Source organism: uncultured Pontibacter sp. (assembly GCF_947492645.1).
In the GTDB taxonomy this organism is placed as follows: Bacteria; Bacteroidota; Bacteroidia; order Cytophagales; family Hymenobacteraceae; genus Pontibacter.
In genome coordinates, this window is sequence record NZ_CANLMZ010000007.1 from 165,168 (window position 1) to 188,016 (window position 22,849).

23 protein-coding genes, 1 tRNA gene and 1 riboswitch are annotated in these 22,849 nt (G+C 45.3%); of the genes, 12 read left to right on the forward strand and 12 right to left on the reverse strand.

What is annotated here, in order from left to right:
• The first annotated feature begins 39 nt into the window (after positions 1-39).
• Complete coding sequence (locus tag Q1A23_RS10095) at positions 40-339, forward strand: hypothetical protein (protein WP_299822693.1); 300 nt, start codon at positions 40-42, stop codon at positions 337-339.
• Between the two features lie 75 nt (positions 340-414).
• On the opposite strand, the gene Q1A23_RS10100 is transcribed toward Q1A23_RS10095, so the two are convergent.
• Both Q1A23_RS10100 and Q1A23_RS10105 read right to left on the reverse strand, forming a co-directional pair.
• Positions 415-1,503 carry a DUF5074 domain-containing protein gene (locus Q1A23_RS10100; protein WP_299822696.1) on the reverse strand — a complete coding sequence of 363 codons (1,089 nt, stop codon included), beginning with the start codon at positions 1,501-1,503 and terminating at the stop codon, positions 415-417.
• Between the two features lie 20 nt (positions 1,504-1,523).
• Positions 1,524-3,443 carry a TonB-dependent receptor gene (locus tag Q1A23_RS10105; protein ID WP_299822699.1) on the reverse strand — a complete coding sequence of 640 codons (1,920 nt, stop codon included), beginning with the start codon at positions 3,441-3,443 and terminating at the stop codon, positions 1,524-1,526.
• A 104-nt stretch (positions 3,444-3,547) separates the two neighbouring features.
• Positions 3,548-3,752: riboswitch (cobalamin riboswitch) on the reverse strand.
• A 120-nt stretch (positions 3,753-3,872) separates the two neighbouring features.
• On the opposite strand from Q1A23_RS10105, the gene Q1A23_RS10110 reads away from it, so the two are divergent.
• Positions 3,873-4,472: a DNA-3-methyladenine glycosylase gene (locus tag Q1A23_RS10110; RefSeq protein WP_299822702.1), complete on the forward strand. Its 600-nt coding sequence runs from the start codon at positions 3,873-3,875 to the stop codon at positions 4,470-4,472.
• A gap of 88 nt (positions 4,473-4,560) precedes the next feature.
• On the opposite strand, the gene Q1A23_RS10115 is transcribed toward Q1A23_RS10110, so the two are convergent.
• The 5 genes from Q1A23_RS10115 to Q1A23_RS10135 form a co-directional block, all read right to left on the reverse strand.
• On the reverse strand, positions 4,561-5,085 hold the full coding sequence (locus tag Q1A23_RS10115) for a dihydrofolate reductase family protein (RefSeq protein ID WP_299822705.1): 525 nt from the start codon (positions 5,083-5,085) through the stop codon (positions 4,561-4,563).
• A 109-nt stretch (positions 5,086-5,194) separates the two neighbouring features.
• The gene (locus Q1A23_RS10120; protein WP_299822708.1) at positions 5,195-5,374 is read right to left on the reverse strand and encodes a hypothetical protein; all 180 of its coding nucleotides are present in this window, start codon (positions 5,372-5,374) and stop codon (positions 5,195-5,197) included.
• Between the two features lie 10 nt (positions 5,375-5,384).
• Complete coding sequence (locus Q1A23_RS10125) at positions 5,385-5,663, reverse strand: hypothetical protein (RefSeq protein WP_299822711.1); 279 nt, start codon at positions 5,661-5,663, stop codon at positions 5,385-5,387.
• 55 nt (positions 5,664-5,718) lie between these two features.
• Positions 5,719-5,964, reverse strand: coding sequence for a hypothetical protein (locus tag Q1A23_RS10130; protein WP_299822714.1), 246 nt, complete (start codon positions 5,962-5,964; stop codon positions 5,719-5,721).
• Positions 5,965-6,061: 97 nt separating this feature from the next.
• A complete protein-coding gene (locus Q1A23_RS10135; RefSeq protein ID WP_299822717.1) occupies positions 6,062-7,249 on the reverse strand; it encodes a hypothetical protein in 1,188 nt (395 codons plus the stop codon).
• Positions 7,250-7,471: 222 nt separating this feature from the next.
• Here Q1A23_RS10135 and Q1A23_RS10140 point away from each other — a divergent pair, with 222 nt between their 5' ends.
• Positions 7,472-8,164 (forward strand): DUF4397 domain-containing protein, encoded by a 693-nt coding sequence (locus Q1A23_RS10140; protein WP_299822720.1) that lies wholly within the window; start codon positions 7,472-7,474, stop codon positions 8,162-8,164.
• A gap of 158 nt (positions 8,165-8,322) precedes the next feature.
• Positions 8,323-9,630: an adenosylhomocysteinase gene (gene ahcY, locus Q1A23_RS10145; protein WP_299822723.1), complete on the forward strand. Its 1,308-nt coding sequence runs from the start codon at positions 8,323-8,325 to the stop codon at positions 9,628-9,630.
• Between the two features lie 86 nt (positions 9,631-9,716).
• Here ahcY and Q1A23_RS10150 read toward each other — a convergent pair whose 3' ends face one another.
• Positions 9,717-10,463, reverse strand: a complete 747-nt coding sequence (locus Q1A23_RS10150) for a LytTR family transcriptional regulator DNA-binding domain-containing protein (RefSeq protein WP_299822726.1) — start codon at positions 10,461-10,463, stop codon at positions 9,717-9,719.
• A 29-nt stretch (positions 10,464-10,492) separates the two neighbouring features.
• Complete coding sequence (locus Q1A23_RS10155; protein WP_299822729.1) at positions 10,493-13,498, reverse strand: two-component regulator propeller domain-containing protein; 3,006 nt, start codon at positions 13,496-13,498, stop codon at positions 10,493-10,495.
• 169 nt (positions 13,499-13,667) lie between these two features.
• Between Q1A23_RS10155 and Q1A23_RS10160 the strand changes: the two genes are divergently transcribed.
• The 6 genes from Q1A23_RS10160 (at position 13,668) to nadD (ending at position 17,848) form a co-directional block, all read left to right on the forward strand.
• Complete coding sequence (locus tag Q1A23_RS10160) at positions 13,668-14,441, forward strand: glycosyltransferase family 2 protein (RefSeq protein ID WP_299822732.1); 774 nt, start codon at positions 13,668-13,670, stop codon at positions 14,439-14,441.
• An 18-nt stretch (positions 14,442-14,459) separates the two neighbouring features.
• Positions 14,460-15,446 carry a glycosyltransferase family 2 protein gene (locus tag Q1A23_RS10165; RefSeq protein WP_299822734.1) on the forward strand — a complete coding sequence of 329 codons (987 nt, stop codon included), beginning with the start codon at positions 14,460-14,462 and terminating at the stop codon, positions 15,444-15,446.
• A 340-nt stretch (positions 15,447-15,786) separates the two neighbouring features.
• Positions 15,787-16,380 (forward strand): sigma-70 family RNA polymerase sigma factor, encoded by a 594-nt coding sequence (locus Q1A23_RS10170; protein ID WP_299822737.1) that lies wholly within the window; start codon positions 15,787-15,789, stop codon positions 16,378-16,380.
• Positions 16,381-16,406: 26 nt separating this feature from the next.
• Positions 16,407-16,688, forward strand: a complete 282-nt coding sequence (locus Q1A23_RS10175) for a zf-HC2 domain-containing protein (protein WP_299822739.1) — start codon at positions 16,407-16,409, stop codon at positions 16,686-16,688.
• Positions 16,689-16,694: 6 nt separating this feature from the next.
• Positions 16,695-17,279 carry a guanylate kinase gene (gmk, locus tag Q1A23_RS10180; protein WP_299822742.1) on the forward strand — a complete coding sequence of 195 codons (585 nt, stop codon included), beginning with the start codon at positions 16,695-16,697 and terminating at the stop codon, positions 17,277-17,279.
• The gene (nadD, locus tag Q1A23_RS10185) at positions 17,276-17,848 is read left to right on the forward strand and encodes a nicotinate (nicotinamide) nucleotide adenylyltransferase (protein WP_299822745.1); all 573 of its coding nucleotides are present in this window, start codon (positions 17,276-17,278) and stop codon (positions 17,846-17,848) included. Before gmk ends, nadD begins: the two co-directional genes overlap by 4 nt.
• Positions 17,849-17,979: 131 nt before the next feature.
• On the opposite strand, the gene frr is transcribed toward nadD, so the two are convergent.
• From frr to Q1A23_RS10200, 3 genes are all read right to left on the reverse strand, one after another.
• Positions 17,980-18,543 (reverse strand): ribosome recycling factor, encoded by a 564-nt coding sequence (gene frr, locus Q1A23_RS10190; RefSeq protein ID WP_299822748.1) that lies wholly within the window; start codon positions 18,541-18,543, stop codon positions 17,980-17,982.
• Between the two features lie 66 nt (positions 18,544-18,609).
• Entirely contained in the window at positions 18,610-19,377 is a 768-nt protein-coding gene (gene pyrH / locus Q1A23_RS10195) for a UMP kinase (protein WP_299822750.1), read from the reverse strand.
• 80 nt (positions 19,378-19,457) lie between these two features.
• Positions 19,458-19,955, reverse strand: a complete 498-nt coding sequence (locus Q1A23_RS10200; RefSeq protein ID WP_299822753.1) for an acetyl-CoA carboxylase biotin carboxyl carrier protein subunit — start codon at positions 19,953-19,955, stop codon at positions 19,458-19,460.
• 85 nt (positions 19,956-20,040) lie between these two features.
• On the opposite strand from Q1A23_RS10200, the gene Q1A23_RS10205 reads away from it, so the two are divergent.
• On the forward strand, positions 20,041-22,584 hold the full coding sequence (locus tag Q1A23_RS10205; RefSeq protein ID WP_299822756.1) for a M1 family metallopeptidase: 2,544 nt from the start codon (positions 20,041-20,043) through the stop codon (positions 22,582-22,584).
• Between the two features lie 165 nt (positions 22,585-22,749).
• Positions 22,750-22,833: transfer RNA gene (locus Q1A23_RS10210), tRNA-Tyr, on the forward strand.
• The last annotated feature ends 16 nt before the right edge of the window (positions 22,834-22,849 follow it).

Genomic DNA, 22,849 nt, shown 5'->3' on the forward strand with positions numbered 1-22,849 from the left:
AGGTGCCCAGGCAACATGTAAAATCAAAACGACATCATTATGAAAATGAAAGATATAAAAGCATTTACCCTGGCAGTAGCATTGGGCTTGTTTACCACGATGGGATTAAGCGCATGTAACACGGGCACAGACCCAGGAGAAACAAACACCGAGCGTAGCGGCATAAGAGAAGAAGGATCTATGGTTGAGGATAACAGCGACAATACCATGGAGCAGTACAGCGACACTACTGATATGGAAGACCACTATGACCACACAGAAAGTGGAAAGCAGGGCGGTGCTGTGCACGACGGAACTGGTAAAGAAGGGGGCGTAGAGCGTGATGATGTGAACAACTAGCACGTATCGAATACTATAACAGAAAAGGCCTGCAATATTTGTGTTGCAGGCCTTTTCTGTTGCTAATGTGGCAGGTTAATTAAATACGAACCCACTAGGACCTATACCTGCCTTAAACTCATGTACTTTTGTGCCATCTGGCTTGTATACCTGTACTGTTCCGTCGCCTGCAAAGCCATTGTGGTCGCCGCCATAAATGTAGCCAGTCTCCGGATCTACGCCTAAGCCGTAAAAAGACCTGTTGATAAGTTGCGTGTGAGATAAAGTGGAGGCGGAAGTGGCTTGCTGGTACACTTTGCCGTCGTAGATATAGTATAGAATATCTTTAGCACCATTCTGCAATAACTTGCTGGCATTAGCAGCTACTTCAGGGAAAGGGTAAGTGCTTGTAACCGTGTTGGTAGATACATTTACCTTAGTAAGAGCACCTGCTGTGTAGGTTGATGCGGCAGCTTGCCAGTCTTTAAAGCCTGTGCTAAGAACCCAAAGCGCATTATTTTTGTCAAGCACCAGGCTGTTAGGTCCAAAAGTTACGTCTATTTCTTTTTCGATGGCATCCGTGGCCGTGTTGATAACCGTTACTGTGTTGCCCCCAAGGTTGGTAACGTATAATTTGCCACCAGCAATTAGCAGTTGCTCCGGTTGTTTGCCTACCTCAATTGTTTTTAGTACAGTATAAGTATTCAGGTCGATAACAGATACGCGGCCAGTTCTGTAGCTCCAATCCGGGTTGGGGGCAAACCACTCAGTTACGTAGCCTTTGTTATCGTTAAGCGCAACAAAATAGCGTGGTGCATCAAGGCCCTCTACTACTGCTTCTGATTTAAAGGTATTAGCATTAACGACCTCTATTTTGTTGCTGTTGTTTACAACTATGAACGCGCGGTCGCCGAGGATCGTCATACTTTGCGCCACATCGCCAAGGGGGCGGTCCTGGTTTTCTTTTTCAAAAATATTGTGCTGTACCTGCTGGCTACTTTTGTTGTAGTAAGTAACAGAGCTGGTTGGCCGCCCAAAGTTACCTTCATTCACTACAAAAACGCCATCTTCGGCATAAACTCCTGAAGGTCCGTCATTTTTGTCGTCGCAGCTGCTAAAAGCAAGCACCGACACAAGCAAAGAGGCAGCAACAAGCATGCTGCGAAATTTGTGTAAAGCTTTCATTGTATGGTATAAGTATAAATTTAAGGTATGATAAAGCGTAAGCTAAAGGTGTAGCCGCGTGGTGGCATGGCATGATAGGCCATCGTCTGGTACTCAGCATTGGTCACATTATCGGATTTGAGCGTGAGTACAAGTGCATGTTTGTGTAGCTGCAGCCGCTTGCTCAGCGCCACGTCCAGGAGTATAAAGCTGTTTAAATAAGTAGACTCTGAATTACTAGTGTAGCGAAGACCGGTATAGTTTAAGTTGCCAAGCAAAGTCCAGCCTTTGCAGGAGGCATCAGCACCAAGTACAGCTTTGTGGCGGGGTACGTACATCAGTTGCTTACCTTTGTCGCCGCTGCCTTCGTAAACCTCTGCCTGCTCCGATGAAGTATAAGTATAGCCTAAAGTAGCGCCAATTTTTGTCTTGCCTACAGTTGCTGTTGCTTTTGTACTTGCCTCTATACCTTTAGCATTTACCTTCAGCAGGTTTACAGGTCTCCAGGGGCCGCTGCCATCGGGCATCCATTGTATCCAGTCATCCACAAGCATGTAATAGCCGGTTAGTTCTGTCTCCAGTAATAACGTGTTGCCTAGTATAAGCAAGTGGTGCAGGCCGCTTTCGTAGCTCCAGCCTTGTTCTGGTTTCAGGTCAGGGTTACCGGCTCCCAGCCAGAAGCGATCATTTAGCGTGGGTACCCGGTAGCTACCAGACATATTGCCCTTGATGGAAAGCTGGTTCTTGTTATCGTTGTAAAATTTCCAGTTAAAGCCAAGTGCCGGCGTAGGTTTAGGGTTGTAGCCTTCCACAAAAGCCTGGCGCAGGTTCAGACTCAGTTTTAAAGCAGAAGTCGGATCGTAGCGCAGCAGGGCGAAAACGGATGCGCGGTTATCTGATGCAGTACCGGCATAGCCATCATTAGCTGCAGAAAAGTGCTGTAGATTCACACCACCGCGCAGGCTCCAGCGGTTACTGTAAGTATAAGATTGTTCTGCCAGTACCTGGTACGTGTTTACATCTGCCTCAGAGACTGCCCCTGTTTTATTATAGTGTAGGTAATCGTTAAAGTATGCTGCTTTCACAGCTGTCTGGCCCCAGCGGCTGTTATGTTCCAGGGCGGCCATCAGGCGCAGGTTTTCATCTTTTTGCTGATCGTTGTTTGATGCTGAGCCCATGGCAGGCTGTACTTCCCGATCTGCAAAAGTATACCAACTGTGCAGCGCCAGCTTTGTGTTCTCGCTTACCTGCCAGTTAAAGTCTTGCGTAAGGCCATACTGCTCTACAGCTGCATTTTTCTGCCGCACCTCCGGCTTCCGAAACCCTGTCAGGTCTTTATACTTAAAGTTGTTGGCGGCCTGTTTGTAGTATAATCCAGTTACTGCTTGCAGTTTGCCTTTGCCATACTTTATACTTCCGCTGCCAGCGTAGCGGCCAAAGCTGCCTGCCTCAGCCTGTATCTCTGCTCCAAAGCCTCTGCGGTTATACTTAGGTGAGTTTAGTAATACAGCCCCGCCAATAGCACCACTACCATGTGTGGCGCCTGCCGGGCCGTACTGCACCGATACATCGCCAAAGCTGCTCAAAGGTAAAGTAGAGAAGTCTGTCAAGCCCAGGGTAGGAGAGGAGATGTTGAGCCCGTTCCAGAGAACGGCAGTTTGGGAGGCGTTGGTGCCCCTGAAGGCTACAGTAGAGATGCCGCTAACACCGTAGCTTTTAAAGTAGATAGGGGTGCGTGCCATCAAAGCCTCAGCCAGCGAGCCGGAGGCATAGGTGCTCAGGTAGCTGCTGTCTAGCTGCACTACTCTACTGCCGGCAGCATATACTTCGGCGGGTTTTCCAAATACCTCTACGGTGCGCAGTTGGTGCCGTGTTGTATCCGGTTGCTGTGCAAGCGCCATTTGTGCTAAGGCCACAGAGCAGCCTAAAAGCCATACTTTACTAAAAGAGAATCGTGCCAATGCATGTTTGCTTTAGTCCCGAAGCATGCCGGCAGGTAAAAGGGCAGAAACAGCAAACGCAGAAATTGCGGTGGCCGTGCAGCTTTTTACCCGAAAGCATACGACAAATCGTGTGTCGGACTGGCAGGTCTCCTGGCTCTCTTCCTTAGTCCGCCTTCCCATGTTGCGGGCAACACAGTGGCATTGGTGAAATAGACTAAGCCTTTAATTGAAGATGACAGTTGCGGGAACAGCGCAGGAATTACACCTGCTTCCCTTTTAAGGCCGCAAAACGATAGTTTTACGGCCACCAATCTGCCGCAAAGGTATACTTTTTACTGATGATTTACGAATGATGCATACTTATATTGTAGGATAGTAGCAGAGGAGATCTTAACTCATGAGCCTGAAACATACGTAAACGGCACATACCACTAACAGATAACAGACTTGAAGCTGCCAAAAGATTTTTATACCCGACCCAATGTTGTGGAGATAGCCCGTGAACTGATTGGGAAGCATTTGTATACTTGCATAGATGGCATTATTACAGGAGGTATGATCGTAGAGACAGAAGCGTATGCCGGAGAGAATGATAAAGCCTGCCATGCCCACCTCAACCGCCGCACCCAACGCACTGAGATCATGTACAGCGAAGGTGGTGTGGCCTATGTATACTTAGTGTATGGGATTTATAATCTCTTCAACATCATCACTAATGTGAAAGATAAAGCTGACGCAGTACTTATAAGAGCTATAGAACCAGAGGTGGGAGTTGAAGAAATGCTGCTTAGGCGTGGCTTCCAGGGTATAAAACCCAACCTTACCGCCGGCCCTGGCGTGGCAAGTATAGCGCTAGGCATAAACAGGAAACACTACGGCGAAGACTTAACTGGCAACACTATTTGGGTGGAAGACAAAAGTATAATACTGCCCGAGCAAAGTATAGCTACAGGCCCACGCATTGGCATTGATTACGCAGGAGAGGATGCCCAGCTGCCCTGGCGCTTCTGGCTGAAAGGAAACAAGTGGGTGAGCAGAAAAAAATAAGCCCTCCATGATTTGTAAATAAGTGAGCTATACCTTTCTATAGCTTGTCTGGGAGCGGTTAATGATTTACAGCTAAATCTTTGCAAAGCTATTTCCTTTTGTAATGCAGCTGCACCAGGCCGGTATCGTAGTTTGTGGCGTTTAGCAGTTGCAGCTGCTGCTCCGGCAACCCAGCTTTAAAAAGTCGGATGCCATCACCCAGAAGTATAGGTATGACAGAGATGATGAACTCATCTACAAGCCTGTCGTGCAGTAGCATACTTGCTACCTGTGCCCCGCCATCGCAGAAGATCGTGCCGCCTTCCTGTGCTTTCAGGTCTTTTATCAATACTTTTAAGTCGCCGGTATAAAACTTTAGCTTGCCAATGGGTGCCTGTGGCTTGCGGGTAATAATGTAGCATTCTTTGTTTGCGTGCGGGAAACCAATACCCATACTTAGTACTTTCTCATAAGTGCGTCTGCCAAGTATAACAGTATCTACTTTAGCGGTGAATTTGCTGTAACCGTAGTCTTCCCCTTCTTTTTCAACTGCTTCCAACCAGGAGATATCATCGTCTGGTCTGGCAATGTAACCGTCCAGGCTCATGGCGATGTAGAGTGTTAGTGTTCTCATATGCTGGCAACTAGGGAATGGATTGATTAAGTATAAAGTTGCAAGTGCCTGCCCGTTAATAAAAAGAGCCACAACATTGCTGCTGTGGCTCTTACTGCTTGTTTATATTTTATAAATTATGTTTCTGCTGCTCCCGGTCCTGTTCGTTGTCGGTGCGGGCCTGCGGCGTTTGCTTTTGGTTAAGCTTGGTGTCAGTTTTATCTCTTGACAGGCTATTGCTGGTGTCTTTGGGGTTGCTTTTGTTCGTGTCTGTTAATTCAGACTTTTTATCTTTATTTTGATCCTTCATGATGCGTCAATTAAGATGAGGGTGTGTTTTTGTTATTTGCTGAAGCTTGCTTGCCATCGTCTTTGCGGGTGCCACCGGCATTAGACCAGCCTTTGCCTTGCGAAGAAGTAGCCTGACGTCTGGCTGTGTTATCGCTGCTTGCTTCTGTGGCGGCGCGGCTTTTGTCCAGCGATGCCTGAACGGCTAAACGGTTTCCTTTTTTACCATCTTCAAACGACTTGGCAGGGTTACTGGCAAAGCCATGAAACTCCAGGTTGGTGTTCTTTTGTCCTTTCATTGTTGTTTTCATTTATTGGTGAAACATATTTCAGGCTACATGCCCAGCTTAAGTACTTCTGATATGCTTACGAATGGCGGTTACCTGTGCGCTTGTGGCTTTGGCTGCCGGCCTTGGCATGCCCCTTAGAGTCGCCGTGCCATCCGCGGCCAGGGCTACTTCCTAAATTAGATGGGCTGCTGCCGGATTTTGAACCTGGCATACTGTTTTGGGCGCCTTGTTTCTGCGGGCCTCCTAGGTTGGGCTGCATGGTTCGAGAAGTGTTGTTGATGTCCTGAGACATCCTGTTCTGGCTGCTTTTCTCGTGTTTCATAGCTGGCGGGTTAAATGTAACAAAGACCTGCCATAGAGCAGGTCCACCAACTAGTGTACGAGGCTAAAGATGTGTTGTTTAGGAAAATACTTATGAGTTATACTTTGCTGCAAACAAGCACCACCGGTTTCTGGTGCATATCGGTAGTAAAGAAAAGATAAATGTCGCCGCCTTCTTTTATACCTGTTTTGCGGCGAATCTCTGCTACCGGCTCCGGGAAATTACGAACCGTAACGTTAGCTTTTTTTGCCGGCAGGTAGCGCATCAGCTCTTTTTTATTGTAACGGCAAACTGCGGTGCATCTAAAGCTGCGCCCCGGGAAATCAGGCACAAGTACAGCAGATGTATAAAGGTGGCTGTTAGGGTGGAGCTTATTCAATTTATACTGTTGGCTTAAAAAGCGGAATGCCCCGGCTTTAAGTATGGCAGCGTTAGGTTCGTACACAAATTCCTGCGGGTCGGTGTAAACTGGGCTGGCGGCTTCTTCGGCTGTGCGGGTAAAGGATAGTGTTTGGGAGGCAGCCTGAGGAGATAAATTTACAGCATTGCGCTTTACTGCATCAGGTGCCGGAGCGTTGGCTTGCAACAAGTATAATACCTCTTTTACCTCGTTCTGCACCGCCACCACCCATAGCTGGTGTACATGCTTTAGCTGTTCCAGCGCCTGATCTATATCCAGCATAGGGGAGGTTTTAAGCAAAACAGCTTCAGCTTTCTCGAACAGCAGGGGTAACAGGTGCAGCACGTCTGGCTCACAATCCTGCAGCAGGTGCAGTTTCTCATCGCGGCCGCCTCGCCTGGCAGGGTCCAGGTAAATAACATCGGCCTTGCCTGTGTAATGCTGCAAAAAAGCTTCGGCGGTTGCATGCATGCTTTGAATGTTAGCCGCGCCCAGCAGATTAAAGTTATAGGCGGCTATTTCTTGCAACTCCTGGTTTTGCTCCAGGTGTATTACTTGCTTAAACTGTTTTGCAAAGTATAAACTATCCACCCCAAAGCCACCAGTAAGGTCTATAAGCAAATTGCCTGTAACTAAAGATGCCTTAAATGCCGCCGTAGGCTCAGAGGAGCTTTGCTCTACGGAAAGTGTAACCGGGAAAACTACATCAGGATTTTGAGCCCAGAGTGGAAGTTTGGCGGCAGCCTTTTGCCTGGCTTGTATTTGCTGCACCAGTTCCAGCACAGGCAACTGCGGGTACCGGCTGGCTTGTAACATAAGTGTAGCTGGTGCCTGGTGCAGGTGCTTTTGTATAAACTGCTTTTCTTCTGGTGTAAATAAGCGCATAGTGGGTATTTTAGCATTTTCAGCCTTCCTCAAAGGTAAGTATTTTATACTTTTATGGCACATGGCTCTTATTGCTGCACCAGTTCCAGTTATCGGAAGTATAAATTTAATATAGTGTTTTGTTTAATTATTTTAAATAAACTTTAAACAAAACTTATCGTTATAGGTTCTAGAAGAGTTACAAAATCAAATTCAATAAATACTTAATTAAAGAAATTTACTATGAAGAAGTACCTAAGATTTTTATTGCTGGCTGTTTTGCCAACCGTTTTTCTCGCTGCCTGCGACGATGACGATGATTTGAACCTGCTGGAGAATAATGCGCAAGTGTTGGTAGTGCATGCCTCCCCGGATGCTCCAGCTGTAGATTTGTATGTAGATGATGTTAAAGCCAACATGACTGCACTTAACTACCCTGGCAACACCGGCTATATGGATGTTGAGTCTGGCTCAAGAAACATCAAAGTAACACCTGCCGGAGCTACAACAAGCAACGCCGTGATAAACGCTGACCTGAGATTGGACGAAAACCAGGCTTATAGTGTGTTTGCGATCAATACGCTTAGCAACATAGAGGCTTTAGTGCTTGAAGATAACCTGACTGAGCCAGCCTCGGGTAAGGCACACGTTCGTTTTGTGCACTTATCACCGGATGCGCCTAACGTGGATATTGCCGTTGCAAACGGGCCCGTACTTTTCTCTGACATCGCCTTTAAAGAAAATACTGCTTTTACGCCTGTTGATGCCGGCACTTATACCCTGGAGGTACGGGCAGCCGGCACCACGCCAGCTGTATTAAGCACCCAGGTGCAACTAGCCAATGGTGGCATCTACACCATATTTGCCAAGGGTTTTGCAACGCCACCATCAGGTAACAACAACAGCCTGGGCGCCGAGGTGATCGTTAACAACTAACCAGCCATTGAAGAAGACAACTACAGCAGCGCCTGCCTAACAAGCAGGCGCTGTTTGTTTTAAGGTAATGGCAAGAGTTTCAGAAGTATAAGCGAAGTATAGTTGAACTTGCGCAACAATTTGCGTAATTTTGTGTTTTATCTGAAAAAACAACAAGAATGATCGATACACAGCTTAAGTACAAAGTAAAAGATATCTCACTTGCAGAGTGGGGGCGTAAAGAAATTAGATTAGCCGAGGCAGAAATGCCTGGTCTGATGGCTATCCGTGAAGAGTACGGCCCAAGCAAACCGCTTGCTGGCGCACGTATTGCTGGATGTTTGCACATGACTATTCAAACAGCTGTTCTTATCGAGACATTAGTTGAGTTAGGAGCAGAAGTTACCTGGTCATCTTGCAATATCTTCTCAACGCAGGACCATGCTGCCGCTGCCATTGCCGCTGCCGGCATCTCTGTTTATGCCTGGAAAGGTATGACAGCGGAAGAATTTGACTGGTGCATTGAGCAGACTTTGTTCTTCGGTGATGAGCGCAAGCCGCTTAACATGATCCTGGACGATGGTGGCGACCTTACCAACATGGTGTTGGATAACTATCCGGAGTTGGCAGGTGGTATCAAAGGATTGTCTGAAGAAACTACGACAGGTGTTCACCGCCTCTACGAGCGTATGAAGAACGGTACGCTTACAATGCCTGCCATCAACGTGAACGACTCGGTTACCAAATCTAAGTTTGATAACAAGTATGGTTGTAAAGAATCTCTGGTAGATGCTATTCGCCGTGCTACTGACGTGATGATGGCTGGTAAAGTAGCTGTTGTTGCTGGTTACGGTGACGTAGGAAAAGGTTCTGCCGCCTCGTTGCGTGGTGCTGGTGCCCGTGTTATTGTTACCGAGATTGACCCTATCTGTGCGCTACAGGCTGCTATGGATGGTTTTGCTGTAAAGCGCATGGTGGATGCTGTAAAAGAGGCTGATATCGTGGTAACTGCTACAGGTAACAAAGACATCATTGGTGAGCAGGAGTTCCGCCTGATGAAAGATAAAGCAATTGTTTGTAACATCGGCCACTTCGACAACGAGATCGACATGGCTTGGTTAAACAAAGCTTATGGCAATACAAAAGATGAAATAAAGCCTCAGGTAGACCTTTATAACATCGATGGTAAAGATATTATAGTATTGGCTGAAGGACGTTTAGTGAACCTTGGTTGCGCTACTGGCCACCCATCGTTTGTAATGTCAAACTCTTTCTCTAACCAAACGCTGGCGCAGCTGGAGCTTTGGACAAATACAGATGCTTACGAAAACAAGGTTTATACTTTGCCGAAGCACCTGGATGAGAAAGTTGCCCGCCTGCACTTGTCTAAGATCGGTGTAGAACTGGATGAGCTCTCTCCTGATCAGGCACGCTACATTGGCGTAGAAGTAGAAGGCCCATACAAGCCAGAATACTACAGATACTAGGCTAGTATAAAGTATAAAAAGAGCCGGTGCAGTTTTCTGTACCGGCTCTTTTGTTTACCTCAATATCTTAAAGTATAGTTACAAGCTTATATAATGTTAAACCGCGACATCAGGGTTTTCTTATATGATTTTCCGATGGGCACGTCGCCTTTTGCGAATACGACAGAATTTTCCTCCAGGGCTTCTATTTTATCCAGGTTGGCTATGTAAGACCGGTGCACGCGCACAAAGTTTTGTTGTGGCAATTTGTGCTCCATATCTTTTAAGGTAGAGCTAACAAGGTATTTCTGATCTGCGGTTACAATAAAAGAATAATTGTCGTAAGCTTCTACCCATATAATCTCGCTGTAGTGTACTTTAATAATACGGTGCTTTACTTTTACAAAAATATAGTCGGTCGCAACTTCTTGTTCTTTACCGTTTGTTGCTGTCCCATTCATCTCTTTGTCTTCGCGGTGGCCGCTGTCATGCTTGTACAAAGCAATTTCTATAGCTGAGCGCAGGCTCTTTTCATCAAAGGGCTTTACCAGGAAGCCGTCAGGCTCTGTTTTTTTTGCTCTGTCTATAGTGGCGTGGTCTGCGTAGGCAGTAAGGTAAATAAAGGGTATATCAAACTCCTGCCTGATACGGGAGCCAATTTCTACACCATCCTGATCACCGCCAAGATTAATGTCGAGCAACACCAGGTCCGGTTGTGTTTCGCGGATTCTATCTATTGTATCTTGCCCCGAATCTATTGCGCACGTGGTATAGCCTAACTCTTCGAGGCTAGCTGCAAGATCCTCTGCAATTATGACCTCGTCTTCCGATATAAGAATTTTGGGTTTTGTCATAGCTTTAGGTTCTTACGATAATTATAAAATTACGATGGCAAAACAAAAAATAATATTGAATTTGTGCCATTGTTGTTAGAAAAATCAATCTTGCCGTTCACCTTTTTGCTTAGTGAGGATACTAATTGCAGTCCGAACGAGTGTTTCATCTTTTGCTCAAAGTTGATGGGCAAGCCTTTGCCGTTATCGCTTACGGTTAAAGTATAACGGCCGTTTTGCTGCGGCGTTAAAACGATGCGCAGCAACCCTTTCTGTTTAAAATCAGGGAATGCATATTTTAACGAATTGGAAACGAGTTCGTTTACAATTAACCCTAAAGTTATAGCGTTATCTATATCTACTTTTATGGATGGTATACTTAACTCCAGTTCTACCTGCTCTTCTGTAACGCCATAGGCCTCATAGAGGCTCTCGCAAATGCCCCTGAAGTAATCATCTAAATCAATTTCCCCGAGGTTATCGTGGCGGTAAAGGCGTTCGTGAAGTATGGCCATAGAGCGTACCCTGCTCTTTAGCGCCCGCATTACATCTATAGCTTGCGGGTCCTGCACGTGCCTGGCCTGCAGGTTCAGCATGCTGATTACAATCTGGAGGTTATTTTTTACCCGGTGGTGTATTTCCTGCAGCAGCATCTCTTTCTCGCGGTTCTTGCGCTCGAGCAGGCGGGTGCGGTGGTTTACCCGCATCTCCAGCAGCGTATTCATTTTTACAAGGCTCCGTTCGCGCAATTTTACAATGCTAAGTACCGCCCCGGCAATAACAAGCAGCAATACACCTATAAACCATTCACGGCGCCAAATGGGGGGCACAATCGAGAAAGTATACATCAGCGGTTTAGGCGTCCAGTAGCCATCGTTGTTTTGGGCTAATAGCTCAAATGTATAGTCGCCGGGCGCTAGGTTGGAGAAGGTGGCATAAGACTGGCTTGTGGCAGCAGACCATTGTTCCTGGTAGCCTACAAGTTTATACTTATACTTTACCTGCTCCGGTCCCGAAAGGCAAATGGCATGAAAATCAAAAGAAAGGTGGTTTTGAGTATGTGGCAAGCGCAGTTTTACAGGTAAGCCAGTTGCAGAATCAGCAGTATAGCCTAGCTGTTGCCAGTTTGTAGGCTTCTGGTATAGCATAATCTCATTTAAGGATAGCTCCGGATATACTTTGTTGCGCCTGTCGAGGGCGGGTATGTATTTGGTTAAGCCTTTTGTGGTGCCAAACCAGATGCTGCCATCCTGTGTTTGTGTTATGGCATTATTACTTATCTCAATCCCTCTGAAACCGTTTGCATTGGAGTAGCTCCTGTAGCTTAATTTTTGGTCCTGGCGCAGTTTAGGCAGCAATACTTTAAGCATGTTCCGGCTGGTGCCAACCCATAGGTTATCCTGTGTATCTACATAAAGGCCTTTTATGCCCTGGTTGGGTAAGCCTTGCTCTATTATAAAGAGTTTTGGCTGGCTCCACTCCGGGTTTAGGACTGCAATGCCATAATTAAATGCACCAAAGTATAAAACGCCCTTACCGTCTTCTGCTATCGATGTTACCTCTTCTAACTTAAACTGGCTAAGTTCAGGGGCTTCCAGCAGTTTATCATCCTCAACTTTGTACACACCGCCGGTGGTGCCTATCCAGATCCTGTTTCGAGAGTCTTTGTGCATCTGGTATACTCTGCCTACCTGTACATTACCGGGTAAGGTATACTTTTTAAATTTGCCGTTGCTGTAGCACGAAATGCCACTAGCCGTAGACATCCATACTTTTCCGGTGGCAGCATCAGGTAAGCATTGAAAAACCTCGTTGGCTGGTAAACCGTCTTTTACAGTAAAGTGTGTTGATGCTGTTGGCGTTAGCTTCCAGGCGCCGTTGCTGGTGGCCACCCATGATGTTGTGTTGTCGAGCAAGCTTATGTGATGTACCGTTGTGCCCTCTGCCCATGTAGGATGCATGTTCCAGTTCAGGCGTCCGGCTCCATCTAAATAGGCCGTATTTCCTTCGTCTGTTCCAACCCACACCCTGCCTTTAACATCTTTGGCAAGGGCTGTTATTCTAGGTTCGCTTAGCTCAGCAAAATCAAAGTAGTGCACAAACCAAGGCGATGTAAACTGCTGCAGGCCATACCCATTTGTTCCTATCCAGATATTCCCCTCCGAATCGGTTGCCAACGTGTTGATGCGTTTTGAGCGTAGGCCGTTTTGCCGTATTAAATAAGTGTACCTTTTACCGTCATACTTAACTAAGCCGTTTTGCTTCAGCCCAATCCAAAGGTAGCCATAAGCATCCCTTAGGAAAGAAGAAACAGCAAGGTCGGTGCGGTTGATGGGAATTTTGAAGGGCTGTAAAGCACCGTTTTTAAATCTGGCTGCACCTTTATCAGTTCCTATCCAGAGGTCGTTGTTTGTATCTTTAAATAAGGTGGTTACGAGGTTGCTGGGTAAGTGGCTGTTATCTGTTGTATAATGGTTAACCTCATTTAACAGTAAATGATACAAGCCATTAGCCTGACTGCCTGCCCATAGGGTACTATCTGGTAAGGCAACAATAGAAGTATAAGGTTGCTCAGGCAGGGCTTCATGCTTTGTAAAAGTGCTGCCTGAAGAATAGAATAAGCCTGCTTCTGTTGCCAGCCAAATGCGGCCAGTAACGTCTTCGGTTATATCGTAAATTGTGTTGGCAGTTATGCCAGCTTCTGCGCCATATTTCCTGAAACTGCTGCCATTATATGTTACTACTCCTCTGTCTGAGCTGCCAATCCAGATGTGGCGGTTCTTAGCCTGATACAGTACTGTGGCATTGTTGCTGCTGAGCCCGTTTTCTGTAGTATAAGTATGAAATTGCCTGCCGTTAAAGCGGCTCACACCACCACGTGTGGCAATCCATAAGTGGCCGGTGTGGTCCTGGAGTATATCGTTTACCTGCGACTGTGGCAAACCTTGCTCCAGCGTCCAGTTACGGAAATTATACTGCTGTGCCGCAAGCTGCAACGTATGCAGCAGGCAGAGCGCTAATAGCACCGCAAAAGCAAAATAAGGGCGTTTATTCATGGGGCGGCAGCAATTAAGCTGACAGTAGCTATTCTTTACACAGAAGCACAAATATGTGTTGTACTATCATATGGCGATTTTGTTACTTTTAAACCTGCTGTAGCATAAGTTTTTAGCGATAAAAAGACGATATTTGCACCGCATTAACCTTTTAGCATTCCTTTAATTTATGCAAGTAAAGCTGTCTGTTACCATTATTACCTTTAACGAAGAGCAGAACATTGAGCGATGCCTGAAGTCTGTAGAGGGTATTGCCGATGAAATAATTGTGGTAGACTCGCTTTCCACAGACAGAACAAAAGAGATATGCTTAAGCTATGGTGTTACGTTTGTGGAGCGGCCTTTTACAAGTATGATCGATCAGAAAAACTATTCGTTAAGCCTTGCTACGCACCAGCATGTTTTGTCGCTTGATGCAGATGAAGCCCTTACGGATGAGCTGAGAGAATCGGTATTAAAGGTAAAGCATAACTGGAAAGCAGACGCGTATAAACTAAATCGCCTGACCAATTACAGAGGGCAATGGATCAGGCACTCCGGCTGGTACCCCGATCGCAAATTAAGGTTGTTTGACAGAACTAAGGCGCATTGGGGCGGGCAGAACCCACACGATAGGGTAATACCAGAAGAAGGTGCTAAAGTAGAAAACTTGAAGGGAGATATGCTGCACTACTACAGCTACAATGTAAAGCAGCACCTGGACCAGATAAACAGGTACAGCGATATTTATATGAATGAGATGTGGCGGAAAGGCAAAAAAACCTCTTTGCTTGCTGTAATTGTAAAACCGCCGTTCCGTTTTGTTCGGACATACTTTCTGCAACGAGGCTTTTTAGACGGATTTAACGGTTTGTTCATTGCAGGCCTATCATCCTATACAGTTTTTTTGAAGTATGCCAAGCTGTACCTGGCGCACCAAAGTGGCGGCCCCGACAAAGTATAGACTGGTTGACGAAACATTATGGTAACAGGCATTTCTGTTGTAATACCCAACTATAACGGTATTCATCTTTTTAAGCATACACTTGATACAGTAGCTGAGGCGCTGCAGAACACAGGTAAGCCATCCGAGATTATTGTGGTAGATGATTGCTCTACAGATGCGTCTGTGGCTTATCTGCAGCAACATTACCCGAACATTAAACTACTCCATAACAGCGTAAACAGCGGCTTTTCAGTAACAGCAAATAAGGGTATAAAGGCTGCGGTGTATGATAAGGTACTGCTTCTGAATAGTGATGTTAAGCTAACGCCCGATTACTTTTCCAATCAGTATAAGTACTTTGATAAGCCGGATACCTTTGGGGTGATGGGCCGCATTGTTGGCTGGGATGATGATAAAATTCAGGATGGAGCCAAGTTCCCCTACTACCATGGCAGCAAGATTAAAACATCTGGCAACTACCTTCTAAAAGACGAGAAGCTGATGCAGGAGGGGCTGTTCTCTATGTATCTGTCTGGAGCCAACGCGTTTATCGATAAAGAGAAGTTTCTGTTGATAGGAGGCTTTAACGAAATCTTTTCCCCTTTTTATGTAGAGGATTACGAGCTTTCGCTGCGGGCATGGCGGCTGGGTTTTAAATGCTACTACGATTATAACAGCGTTTGCCGGCACCAGGTATCTACCTCTATCAAATCTAAAAGCAAGAAGAAGTACGTAAGCGCCATTTACGACCGCAATAAGATGTTCCTGCATGCCATTCATTTAGAGGGTGTACAGCGTATGTTGTGGTATCTGCAGCTTATACCGGAGGCGTTGATCAGAGTGGTCACCTTCAGGTGGCACTATCTAAAGTCATTAAGCATGTTCCTGAACTCTTCCGGGCTTGTAGTGCAATCGCGACAGGATTTTAACGATAAGGCTAAAAAACTTAAATCCAGGAAAAGCCTTCAGGAGATTAAGTCTTTTATACTTGGCAATATCAAAGGAGAGAGGGTTACCCTTTAAGTAATAGCCTGCGATATAACTGTGTACTGCCAAAACGGTACAATTTAAGAAGTATAAACTGGCTTATACTTCCAGAAAACCATGCTTAACCTAAAGCGTATTTAAAGCAGCAGCTGATAAGTAATTTCGTTAATTCTGATGTGCAAAAGGGCTTGGTATAACTTTTATCAGCCCATTTGGTAAAAGTATACTATGCCGCGTATGCTTCAGCAAAAATCTGATACATTTAGGGGGTATCTGTTGCAACCCTGAAGCCCCAAGCGAGGTATGTAATTAAAATTTCTATATTTGCGTACAAATACGCGATTGAGGACTTCACAATAGTACAAAATCCAAGTTGATGAGCGAGCAAACAGGTAAACAACTAAGTAAAGAGGAAAAAGACGCTAGGTTCGAGGCCGAACTTTTGCCTGTGCTTGACCCTCTGTACAATTTTGCCTACAGGCTCACCTTAGACGAAGACGACGCCAATGACCTGGTGCAGGAGACCTATCTTAAAGCCTATCGTTTTTTTGACTACTTCGAGCAAGGAACTAATGCAAAAGCATGGCTGTTCCGAATCCTGAAGAACTCATTCATAAACGAGTTTCGGAAAAAGAGCAAGCAACCTGCAAAAGTAGATTACAGCGAAGTTGAGGGGTATTACAACTCCGAAGACGTAGAAGGTGAAAGCGGGGTGGCCTCTACTACAGATATGCGCACAGAAAGTGTGCAGGATTTGATAGGAGATGAGGTAGCCAGCGCCCTGAATGCCCTGCCCGTAGACTTTAGGACAGTAATTATACTTTGTGATTTAGAAGGCTTTACTTATGAGGAAATGGCCAAGATTTTGGACATCCCGATAGGTACTGTAAGATCGAGGCTGCACCGCGCCCGAAACTCTTTGAAGGAGAAGTTGGAAAAATACGCCAAAACCATGGGTTACAACAGTTAGAAAGACACTAAGAGTTTTAAGTTAAGATGGAATCGAAAATTACAGAAGTTTACCACAAAGAGCCGGACGAGAGGCACAACACAGATTGTAGCAAAGTATCCGAAATGCTGGACCTCGTTATCGACGGCGAAGCCACCTCCGAAGAAGAGAGATTTTTCAACACTCATTTAGAGGAGTGTGTCAGTTGTTTCGAAACCCATCAGAAACAGAAGCTTCTTAAAGGGATCATCAGCGGCCATCTCAAACGCGTGATTGTGCCGGAAAGCCTTGCGCTTTCTATAAAAGCGAGGATTCAAGAAACTTTATAACCCCTAATGCAAGGTAAAATCATCATCTTTTCGGCTCCGTCTGGTGCCGGCAAAACTACCATTGTTAAGCATCTGCTCCAGGTAAATCCAAAACTGAGCTTTTCTATTTCGGCCTGCACACGCGATAAGCGCGGGCGCACCGAAGAAAACGGTAAAGACTACTACTTTATAACTCCAGAAGATTTTAAGGCAAAAATAGCTAACGACGAGTTCGTAGAGTGGGAAGAAGTATACGAAGGCGCATTTTACGGCACCTTAAAGTCAGAGATTGAGCGCATCTGGCAAAGCGGCAAGCATGTAATTTTAGACGTAGACGTTAAAGGGGGATTAAGTATAAAGCATTTTTACAAAGAAAGAGCATTAGCCGTTTTCGTAAAGCCGCCTTCTGTAGAGGAACTGGCAAAACGATTAACCGCACGCAACACCGATTCGGCATCCAGTATATCTAGCCGCGTGTTTAAAGCAAAGTTTGAGTTAGGTTTCGAAGATCAGTTTGATACTGTAATCGTGAACGACGATTTAAACAGAGCCTGCAAGGAGGCGGAGACGTTAGTAAACGAGTTTTTAAGTTCAGAGCCCGCTATCGTATGAAAGTAGGGCTGCTGTTTGGCTCCTTTAACCCGATTCATACAGGGCACCTTATACTTGCTAATTTTATGGCAACCAACACCGACCTTGATACGGTTTGGCTGGTGGTGTCGCCGCAAAATCCGTTTAAGCCAAGCAACACATTGCTGCACGAGTTTGATAGGCTGCACATGGTAACGTTGGCCATTGCAGATAATCCGAACCTGGGTGTATCAAACATCGAGTTTGGGATGCCTAAGCCAAGTTATACTATTGATACACTTACTTATATTCAGGAAAAATATCCGAGCTATGAGTTTGTGCTGTTGATGGGGGAGGATAACCTGCCGCTTTTTCCGAAGTGGAAGAACTACGAAAGTATACTTAAGTTTCACAAAGTATATGTTTATCCCCGGTCGGGCTCTATCACTACGTCATTACCCGATATGCCGGAACTAACCTTCGTAAAAGCTCCTATACTTGATATCTCGGCTACGTTTATCAGGCAGTGCATCAAAGAAGAGAAAAGTATAAAGTACCTGGTACCTGACGAGGTGGCAGAGTATATTAAAGTACATAAGCTGTACCAATAGCTTTTCCTGGTTTAAAGATTTTATAGTTGTCATTAAAAGAGAGAGCCCTACAATATTTGCAGGGCTCTCTCTTTTATACTTGGGCGTAAGGTTCTTTGCCTTTCGACCTGGATATTTCCTCTTTCAGGAATTTAGATCGTCATGATCTCAGCTTCTTTCTTGGCTAGCAACTCATCAATCTTAACGATAAATGCATCTGTCAGCTTCTGCACTTTAGCTTCGGCATCACGCACCGCATCTTCAGAAGTGCCCTCTTTCTGCAGTTTTCGTAAAGCATCGTTCACATCTTTACGGACGTTACGCACGCTGATCTTGCCGTTTTCTGTCTCGTTCTTTACCTGCTTCACAAGCTCGCGACGGCGCTCTTCAGTAAGAGCCGGAATGTTAAGACGGATAGCGTCAGCCTCTTGTTGCGGGTTAAGGTTAAGGTCGCTGTTCTTGATCGCTTTATTGATCTCGCCTAACATGTTCTTTTCCCAAGGCTTGATAAGTATGGTGCGGGCATCCGGAGCGGCGATGTTAGCTACCTGAGAAATAGGAGTAAGAGTGCCGTAGTAATCAACACGAAGGCCCTCTACCATTGCCGGAGACGCTTTGCCAGCACGAATTTTAGTAAGTTCTGAGCCAGTATGCTGTACTGCCTTTTCCATAGACTCCTCTGCTTCGCTGAGGTAAAACTGAATTTCTTCCGTCATATCAATTATCGCTTAAAAAAGTTCTGATGAAACTATACGTATGGTTACGCTGCAAAAATATTAATTTTATTTGTTTTGTTTCGCCTGAAGTTGATCAACTGTTTCCTGTAATCCTTCGGCTATATCATCCATTGAAACAAGGGTGCCAATCTCCTCGCCTTGTACCAGTCGCTTCAGGTTGCCCTGTGTATTCATGTCAAATACAATGATAGACAAACCGTTTTCCTTGCAAAGGGTAAAGGCCGTCATATCCATTACATTTAAGCCTTTTTCAAAAACATCCTTAAAGGAAATATTTCTGTAGAAGATTGCATCCGGGTCTTTTTCTGGGTCAGCAGAATAAATGCCGTCTACGCGTGTTCCTTTTAGTACTACGTCTGCCTCTATCTCAATAGCTCTAAGCGATGCAGCAGAGTCAGTTGTAAAGTATGGGTTACCAGTACCGGCACCAAATATTACCACGCGGCCTTTTTCGAGGTGGCGTACTGCACGGCGGCGAATATACGGCTCGCATACCTGCTGAATATTAAGTCCAGACAGCAAGCGTGTGTATACACCAAGTTTTTCGAGGGCGCTTTGTAAGGCCATACTGTTTATAACAGTTGCCAGCATTCCCATGTAGTCACCTTGCACGCGGTCAAGGCCAACCTGCTCGGCCTGCACACCTCTAAAAATATTGCCGCCACCAATAACTACTGCTACTTCAACGCCAAGCGCTGCTACTTCTTTAATCTCCTTAGCATACTGTATCAATCTGTTCGAGTCGATACCGTATTGCTGTTCTCCCATCAGCGCCTCGCCGCTAAGCTTTAGTAATATTCTCTTATACTTCACGATCTATACTATTATGTTATAAGTTTGGTCTATAGTTTTAGCGGGCAGGCGGGTGCTGCCCAACTGGCAACACTAAAAAATTAAAATAAAATCAATACCTGGTTTTTTTCCACGTTCTGGCGGGCCTGTACTTTGATTTCTTTTACAACACCATCACCCGGCGATTTCAGGATATTCTCCATCTTCATGGCTTCCAGAATTAAAATAGGGTCACCTTTCTTTACCTCCTGCCCTGGCTGCACCTTAATTTCAAGTATAAGGCCTGGCATCGGGGCTTTTACGTCGTTTACCTTTTGGGCGTTTGCATCGCTCATACCCAACTTGTCAAGCAACAGGTCAAAACGGTCTTTTGCGCTTACCGTTTGCTTAATACCGTTAATCTTAAATGTAAAAGTTTTGGCCTGGTAATCTGCCTCAACCAACTCTGCAGTATAAGACTTGTTATCCTTGATGATGTGGTACGTTTGGGGGCCAATAGGCTGGATGTCCCAGTTAAAAGGTGTTCCGTTTAAGAGGATGGTGTCTTTTTGAATATCAACCTGCCATGTTTTGTCGTTAGCGGTTTTTATCTGGAGCATCTGGTATATGTGGTTTTAGAGCTTAAAGATAATTGATTTCTCAGAGTATTTTTAGAACTTGACTTCAAAATTAAAACATTCCATCATGAATCATAGGTTTTTGAGTGTAGTTGGCTTGGCGGCGGCTATGGCTTTTTCAACGAGCTGCAGCACAAACAAGGCAGCCGTAGATAGTACAACTTTGAAGGCGGTAACTGGCAAAGCTGCACCTGTTGCAGCTGATAGCATACCTGTTTGGGCGCCTAAAAATCATAGTTTTAACCCTTCCCGCACCTTAGAGCACGATCTGCTGCACACAAAACTTCGCGTTAGCTTTAACTGGGAAAAACAGCAGCTAAACGGTATTGCCGAGCTTACACTAAAACCATACTTCTATCCTCAGAACAAACTTATACTTGATGCGAAGGGGATGGATGTGCATACTGTAAACCTGATGAAGGGGTATGATGGTACTCCGCTAACATACGAGTATGATGGTGAGAAGCTGACTATTAACTTAAACAAGACCTATAGCCGCACCGAAGAGTACACCATTGAGATAGATTATACTGCTAAACCCAATGAGCTTAAAAGTGGTGGAAGCGATGCGATTACTCAGGATAAGGGATTGTACTTTATCAACCCACTAGGGCAAGACCCGAATAAGCCAAAGCAGATTTGGACACAAGGCGAAACAGAGGCAAGCTCAGCCTGGTTTCCGACCATAGATGCACCAAACGAGCGCATGACGCAGGAGATTTACATTACCGTAGATCCAAAGTATACTACGCTTTCTAACGGCGTATTTATGTATGCCCGCCAAAATGCAGATGGTACCAAAACTGAATACTGGAAGCAGGAATTACCGCACGCGCCATACTTAACCATGATGGCCATAGGCGAATACGCGGTAATAAAAGACAAGTGGCGCAATAAGGAAGTAAATTACTATGTAGAACCTGCATATAAGGGTACCGCTAAGAAAGTATTCGGCAACACTCCCGAAATGATGGAGTTCTTTTCTAAAAAGCTAGGTGTTGATTACCCGTGGGCAAAGTATTCGCAAGTAGTTGTCCGGGATTTTGTGTCTGGAGCCATGGAAAACACATCAGCCTCTACTTTTATGGAAGACCTGCAATTAAATGAGCGGGAGTTGATAGATAAAGATTGGGATGGCATTATAGCACATGAGCTCTTCCACCAGTGGTTTGGGAACTATGTAACAACAGAATCTTGGGCCAACCTGCCGTTAAATGAGGCCTTTGCCAACTACTCCGAATATTTGTGGGCCGAATACAAAAAAGGAGCCGACGAAGCTGCATACTTACAGATGGATGAGTTGGGCCAATATTTAGATGAGGCAGAAACAAAACGGGAGCCGCTGATACGCTACCGCTATGGCAACAGAGAAGATATGTTCGACAGCCACTCTTACGCAAAGGGTGGGCGCGTACTGCATATGCTTCGCAAAATGGTGGGAGATGAAGCATGGTGGGCTTCGCTAAACCGTTACCTGACGCAGCACAAGTATACTGCTGTAGAAGTGGCGGAACTTAGGATGGCTTTTGAAGATGTTACAGGGCAGGACCTGATGTGGTTCTTCGACCAATGGTTTATGCAACCAGGGCATCCGGAGTTGCAGGTAAGTCATACGTACCAAAACGGGCAGTTAAGCCTGCATGTAGTGCAACAGCAGGATACAGCATACATGCCGGTTTATCGCCTGCCGCTAAAAGTAGCAGCTTGGGTTAACGGCAAGCGTACAGATTATCCTATTGTAATAGACAAAGCAGATCAAACCTTTACGTTCCCGATGCCCAGCCAGCCACAATTAGTGCTTTTTGATGCAGAGCAACAAGTATTGGCAACAGTAGAACACGAAAAGTCGAAGCAAGAGCTGGTCTTTCAGTTCAATAATTCCAAAATGCTGGCGCCTAAGCTCGAAACATTGGTAAAGCTTCAGGAGCAGCTAAGTGATGCAGAAGCTATGAGGGTTATGCAAACTGCATTGAAAGATGACTATTGGATTGTTAGAAGTACAGCTATTAACACGCTTAGCCAGCTAGAGGCTGATAAAGTGAATCTGGTAAAAGAAAATATAATACAACTAGCAAAAGTAGATAAAAAGGGAGCAGTTAGGGCAGATGCTATACTTGCGTTGGCCAATTGGGAAGGGGCAAAGTATAAAGATTTGTATGAGACAGCCATGAGCGACAGTTCTTATGCTGTAGCGGCGGCAGGTATACTAGCATATGCAGGTACCGGAGCAGAAGATACCAAAACTAAGCTTGCAAAGTTTGATAAAGAAAAAGGCGAGGAGGTAGTATTGGCTTTATCTACATACTATGCAGTACAAGGAGGACCGGAAAAACATACTTGGTTTATGGAGCAAGTAAAAAACGCAAAAGGAGGAACGCTATACTATTTACTCCAAAGCTACGGTGCATTCTTAGCATCAAACCCAGAGACAAATACCCCAGAAGCGATCTCTTTACTTTCCGAAATGGCGCAAATTCATAGTATTTACTATATAAGGGGTGCAGCCTACCAAACTTTAATAGTAATGTCAGAAAAACCGGAGGTGCAGCAAATTTTAACGGAAATAAAAGAGAATGAGACTGATAAGAGGCTTAAAGAGATGTACAATTGATAGCTGGAAGTAGTGTTGAAGAAAAAAAAAGAACTTTTTTTTCGAGAATGTTTGACAGGTAAGAAAAAGCGCTTAATTTTGCATCTCCTTAGAACGAAGAACGCTTCGAAAGCGGAAAGTTCAAAGGAAAAAGTTCTGCTGATTTTAATTTGAAATTAGCTTTTTGGGGAGATTCCAGAGCGGCCAAATGGGACGGACTGTAACTCCGTTGTTGTAATGACTTCGCAGGTTCGAATCCTGCTCTCCCCACAATAAATTTATGCCG

Coding starts and splice junctions, on each gene's coding strand:
- Q1A23_RS10095 (WP_299822693.1), top strand. CDS start 40: ATGAAAATGAAAGATATAAAAGCATTTACCCTGGCAGTAGCATTGGGC.
- Q1A23_RS10100 (WP_299822696.1), bottom strand. CDS start 1,503: ATGAAAGCTTTACACAAATTTCGCAGCATGCTTGTTGCTGCCTCTTTG.
- Q1A23_RS10115 (WP_299822705.1), bottom strand. CDS start 5,085: ATGAGAACACTAACACTCTACATCGCCATGAGCCTGGACGGTTACATT.
- Q1A23_RS10120 (WP_299822708.1), bottom strand. CDS start 5,374: ATGAAGGATCAAAATAAAGATAAAAAGTCTGAATTAACAGACACGAAC.
- Q1A23_RS10125 (WP_299822711.1), bottom strand. CDS start 5,663: ATGAAAACAACAATGAAAGGACAAAAGAACACCAACCTGGAGTTTCAT.
- Q1A23_RS10130 (WP_299822714.1), bottom strand. CDS start 5,964: ATGAAACACGAGAAAAGCAGCCAGAACAGGATGTCTCAGGACATCAAC.
- Q1A23_RS10135 (WP_299822717.1), bottom strand. CDS start 7,249: ATGCGCTTATTTACACCAGAAGAAAAGCAGTTTATACAAAAGCACCTG.
- Q1A23_RS10140 (WP_299822720.1), top strand. CDS start 7,472: ATGAAGAAGTACCTAAGATTTTTATTGCTGGCTGTTTTGCCAACCGTT.
- ahcY (WP_299822723.1), top strand. CDS start 8,323: ATGATCGATACACAGCTTAAGTACAAAGTAAAAGATATCTCACTTGCA.
- Q1A23_RS10150 (WP_299822726.1), bottom strand. CDS start 10,463: ATGACAAAACCCAAAATTCTTATATCGGAAGACGAGGTCATAATTGCA.
- Q1A23_RS10155 (WP_299822729.1), bottom strand. CDS start 13,498: ATGAATAAACGCCCTTATTTTGCTTTTGCGGTGCTATTAGCGCTCTGC.
- Q1A23_RS10160 (WP_299822732.1), top strand. CDS start 13,668: ATGCAAGTAAAGCTGTCTGTTACCATTATTACCTTTAACGAAGAGCAG.
- Q1A23_RS10165 (WP_299822734.1), top strand. CDS start 14,460: ATGGTAACAGGCATTTCTGTTGTAATACCCAACTATAACGGTATTCAT.
- Q1A23_RS10170 (WP_299822737.1), top strand. CDS start 15,787: ATGAGCGAGCAAACAGGTAAACAACTAAGTAAAGAGGAAAAAGACGCT.
- Q1A23_RS10175 (WP_299822739.1), top strand. CDS start 16,407: ATGGAATCGAAAATTACAGAAGTTTACCACAAAGAGCCGGACGAGAGG.
- gmk (WP_299822742.1), top strand. CDS start 16,695: ATGCAAGGTAAAATCATCATCTTTTCGGCTCCGTCTGGTGCCGGCAAA.
- nadD (WP_299822745.1), top strand. CDS start 17,276: ATGAAAGTAGGGCTGCTGTTTGGCTCCTTTAACCCGATTCATACAGGG.
- frr (WP_299822748.1), bottom strand. CDS start 18,543: ATGACGGAAGAAATTCAGTTTTACCTCAGCGAAGCAGAGGAGTCTATG.
- Q1A23_RS10200 (WP_299822753.1), bottom strand. CDS start 19,955: ATGCTCCAGATAAAAACCGCTAACGACAAAACATGGCAGGTTGATATT.
- Q1A23_RS10205 (WP_299822756.1), top strand. CDS start 20,041: ATGAATCATAGGTTTTTGAGTGTAGTTGGCTTGGCGGCGGCTATGGCT.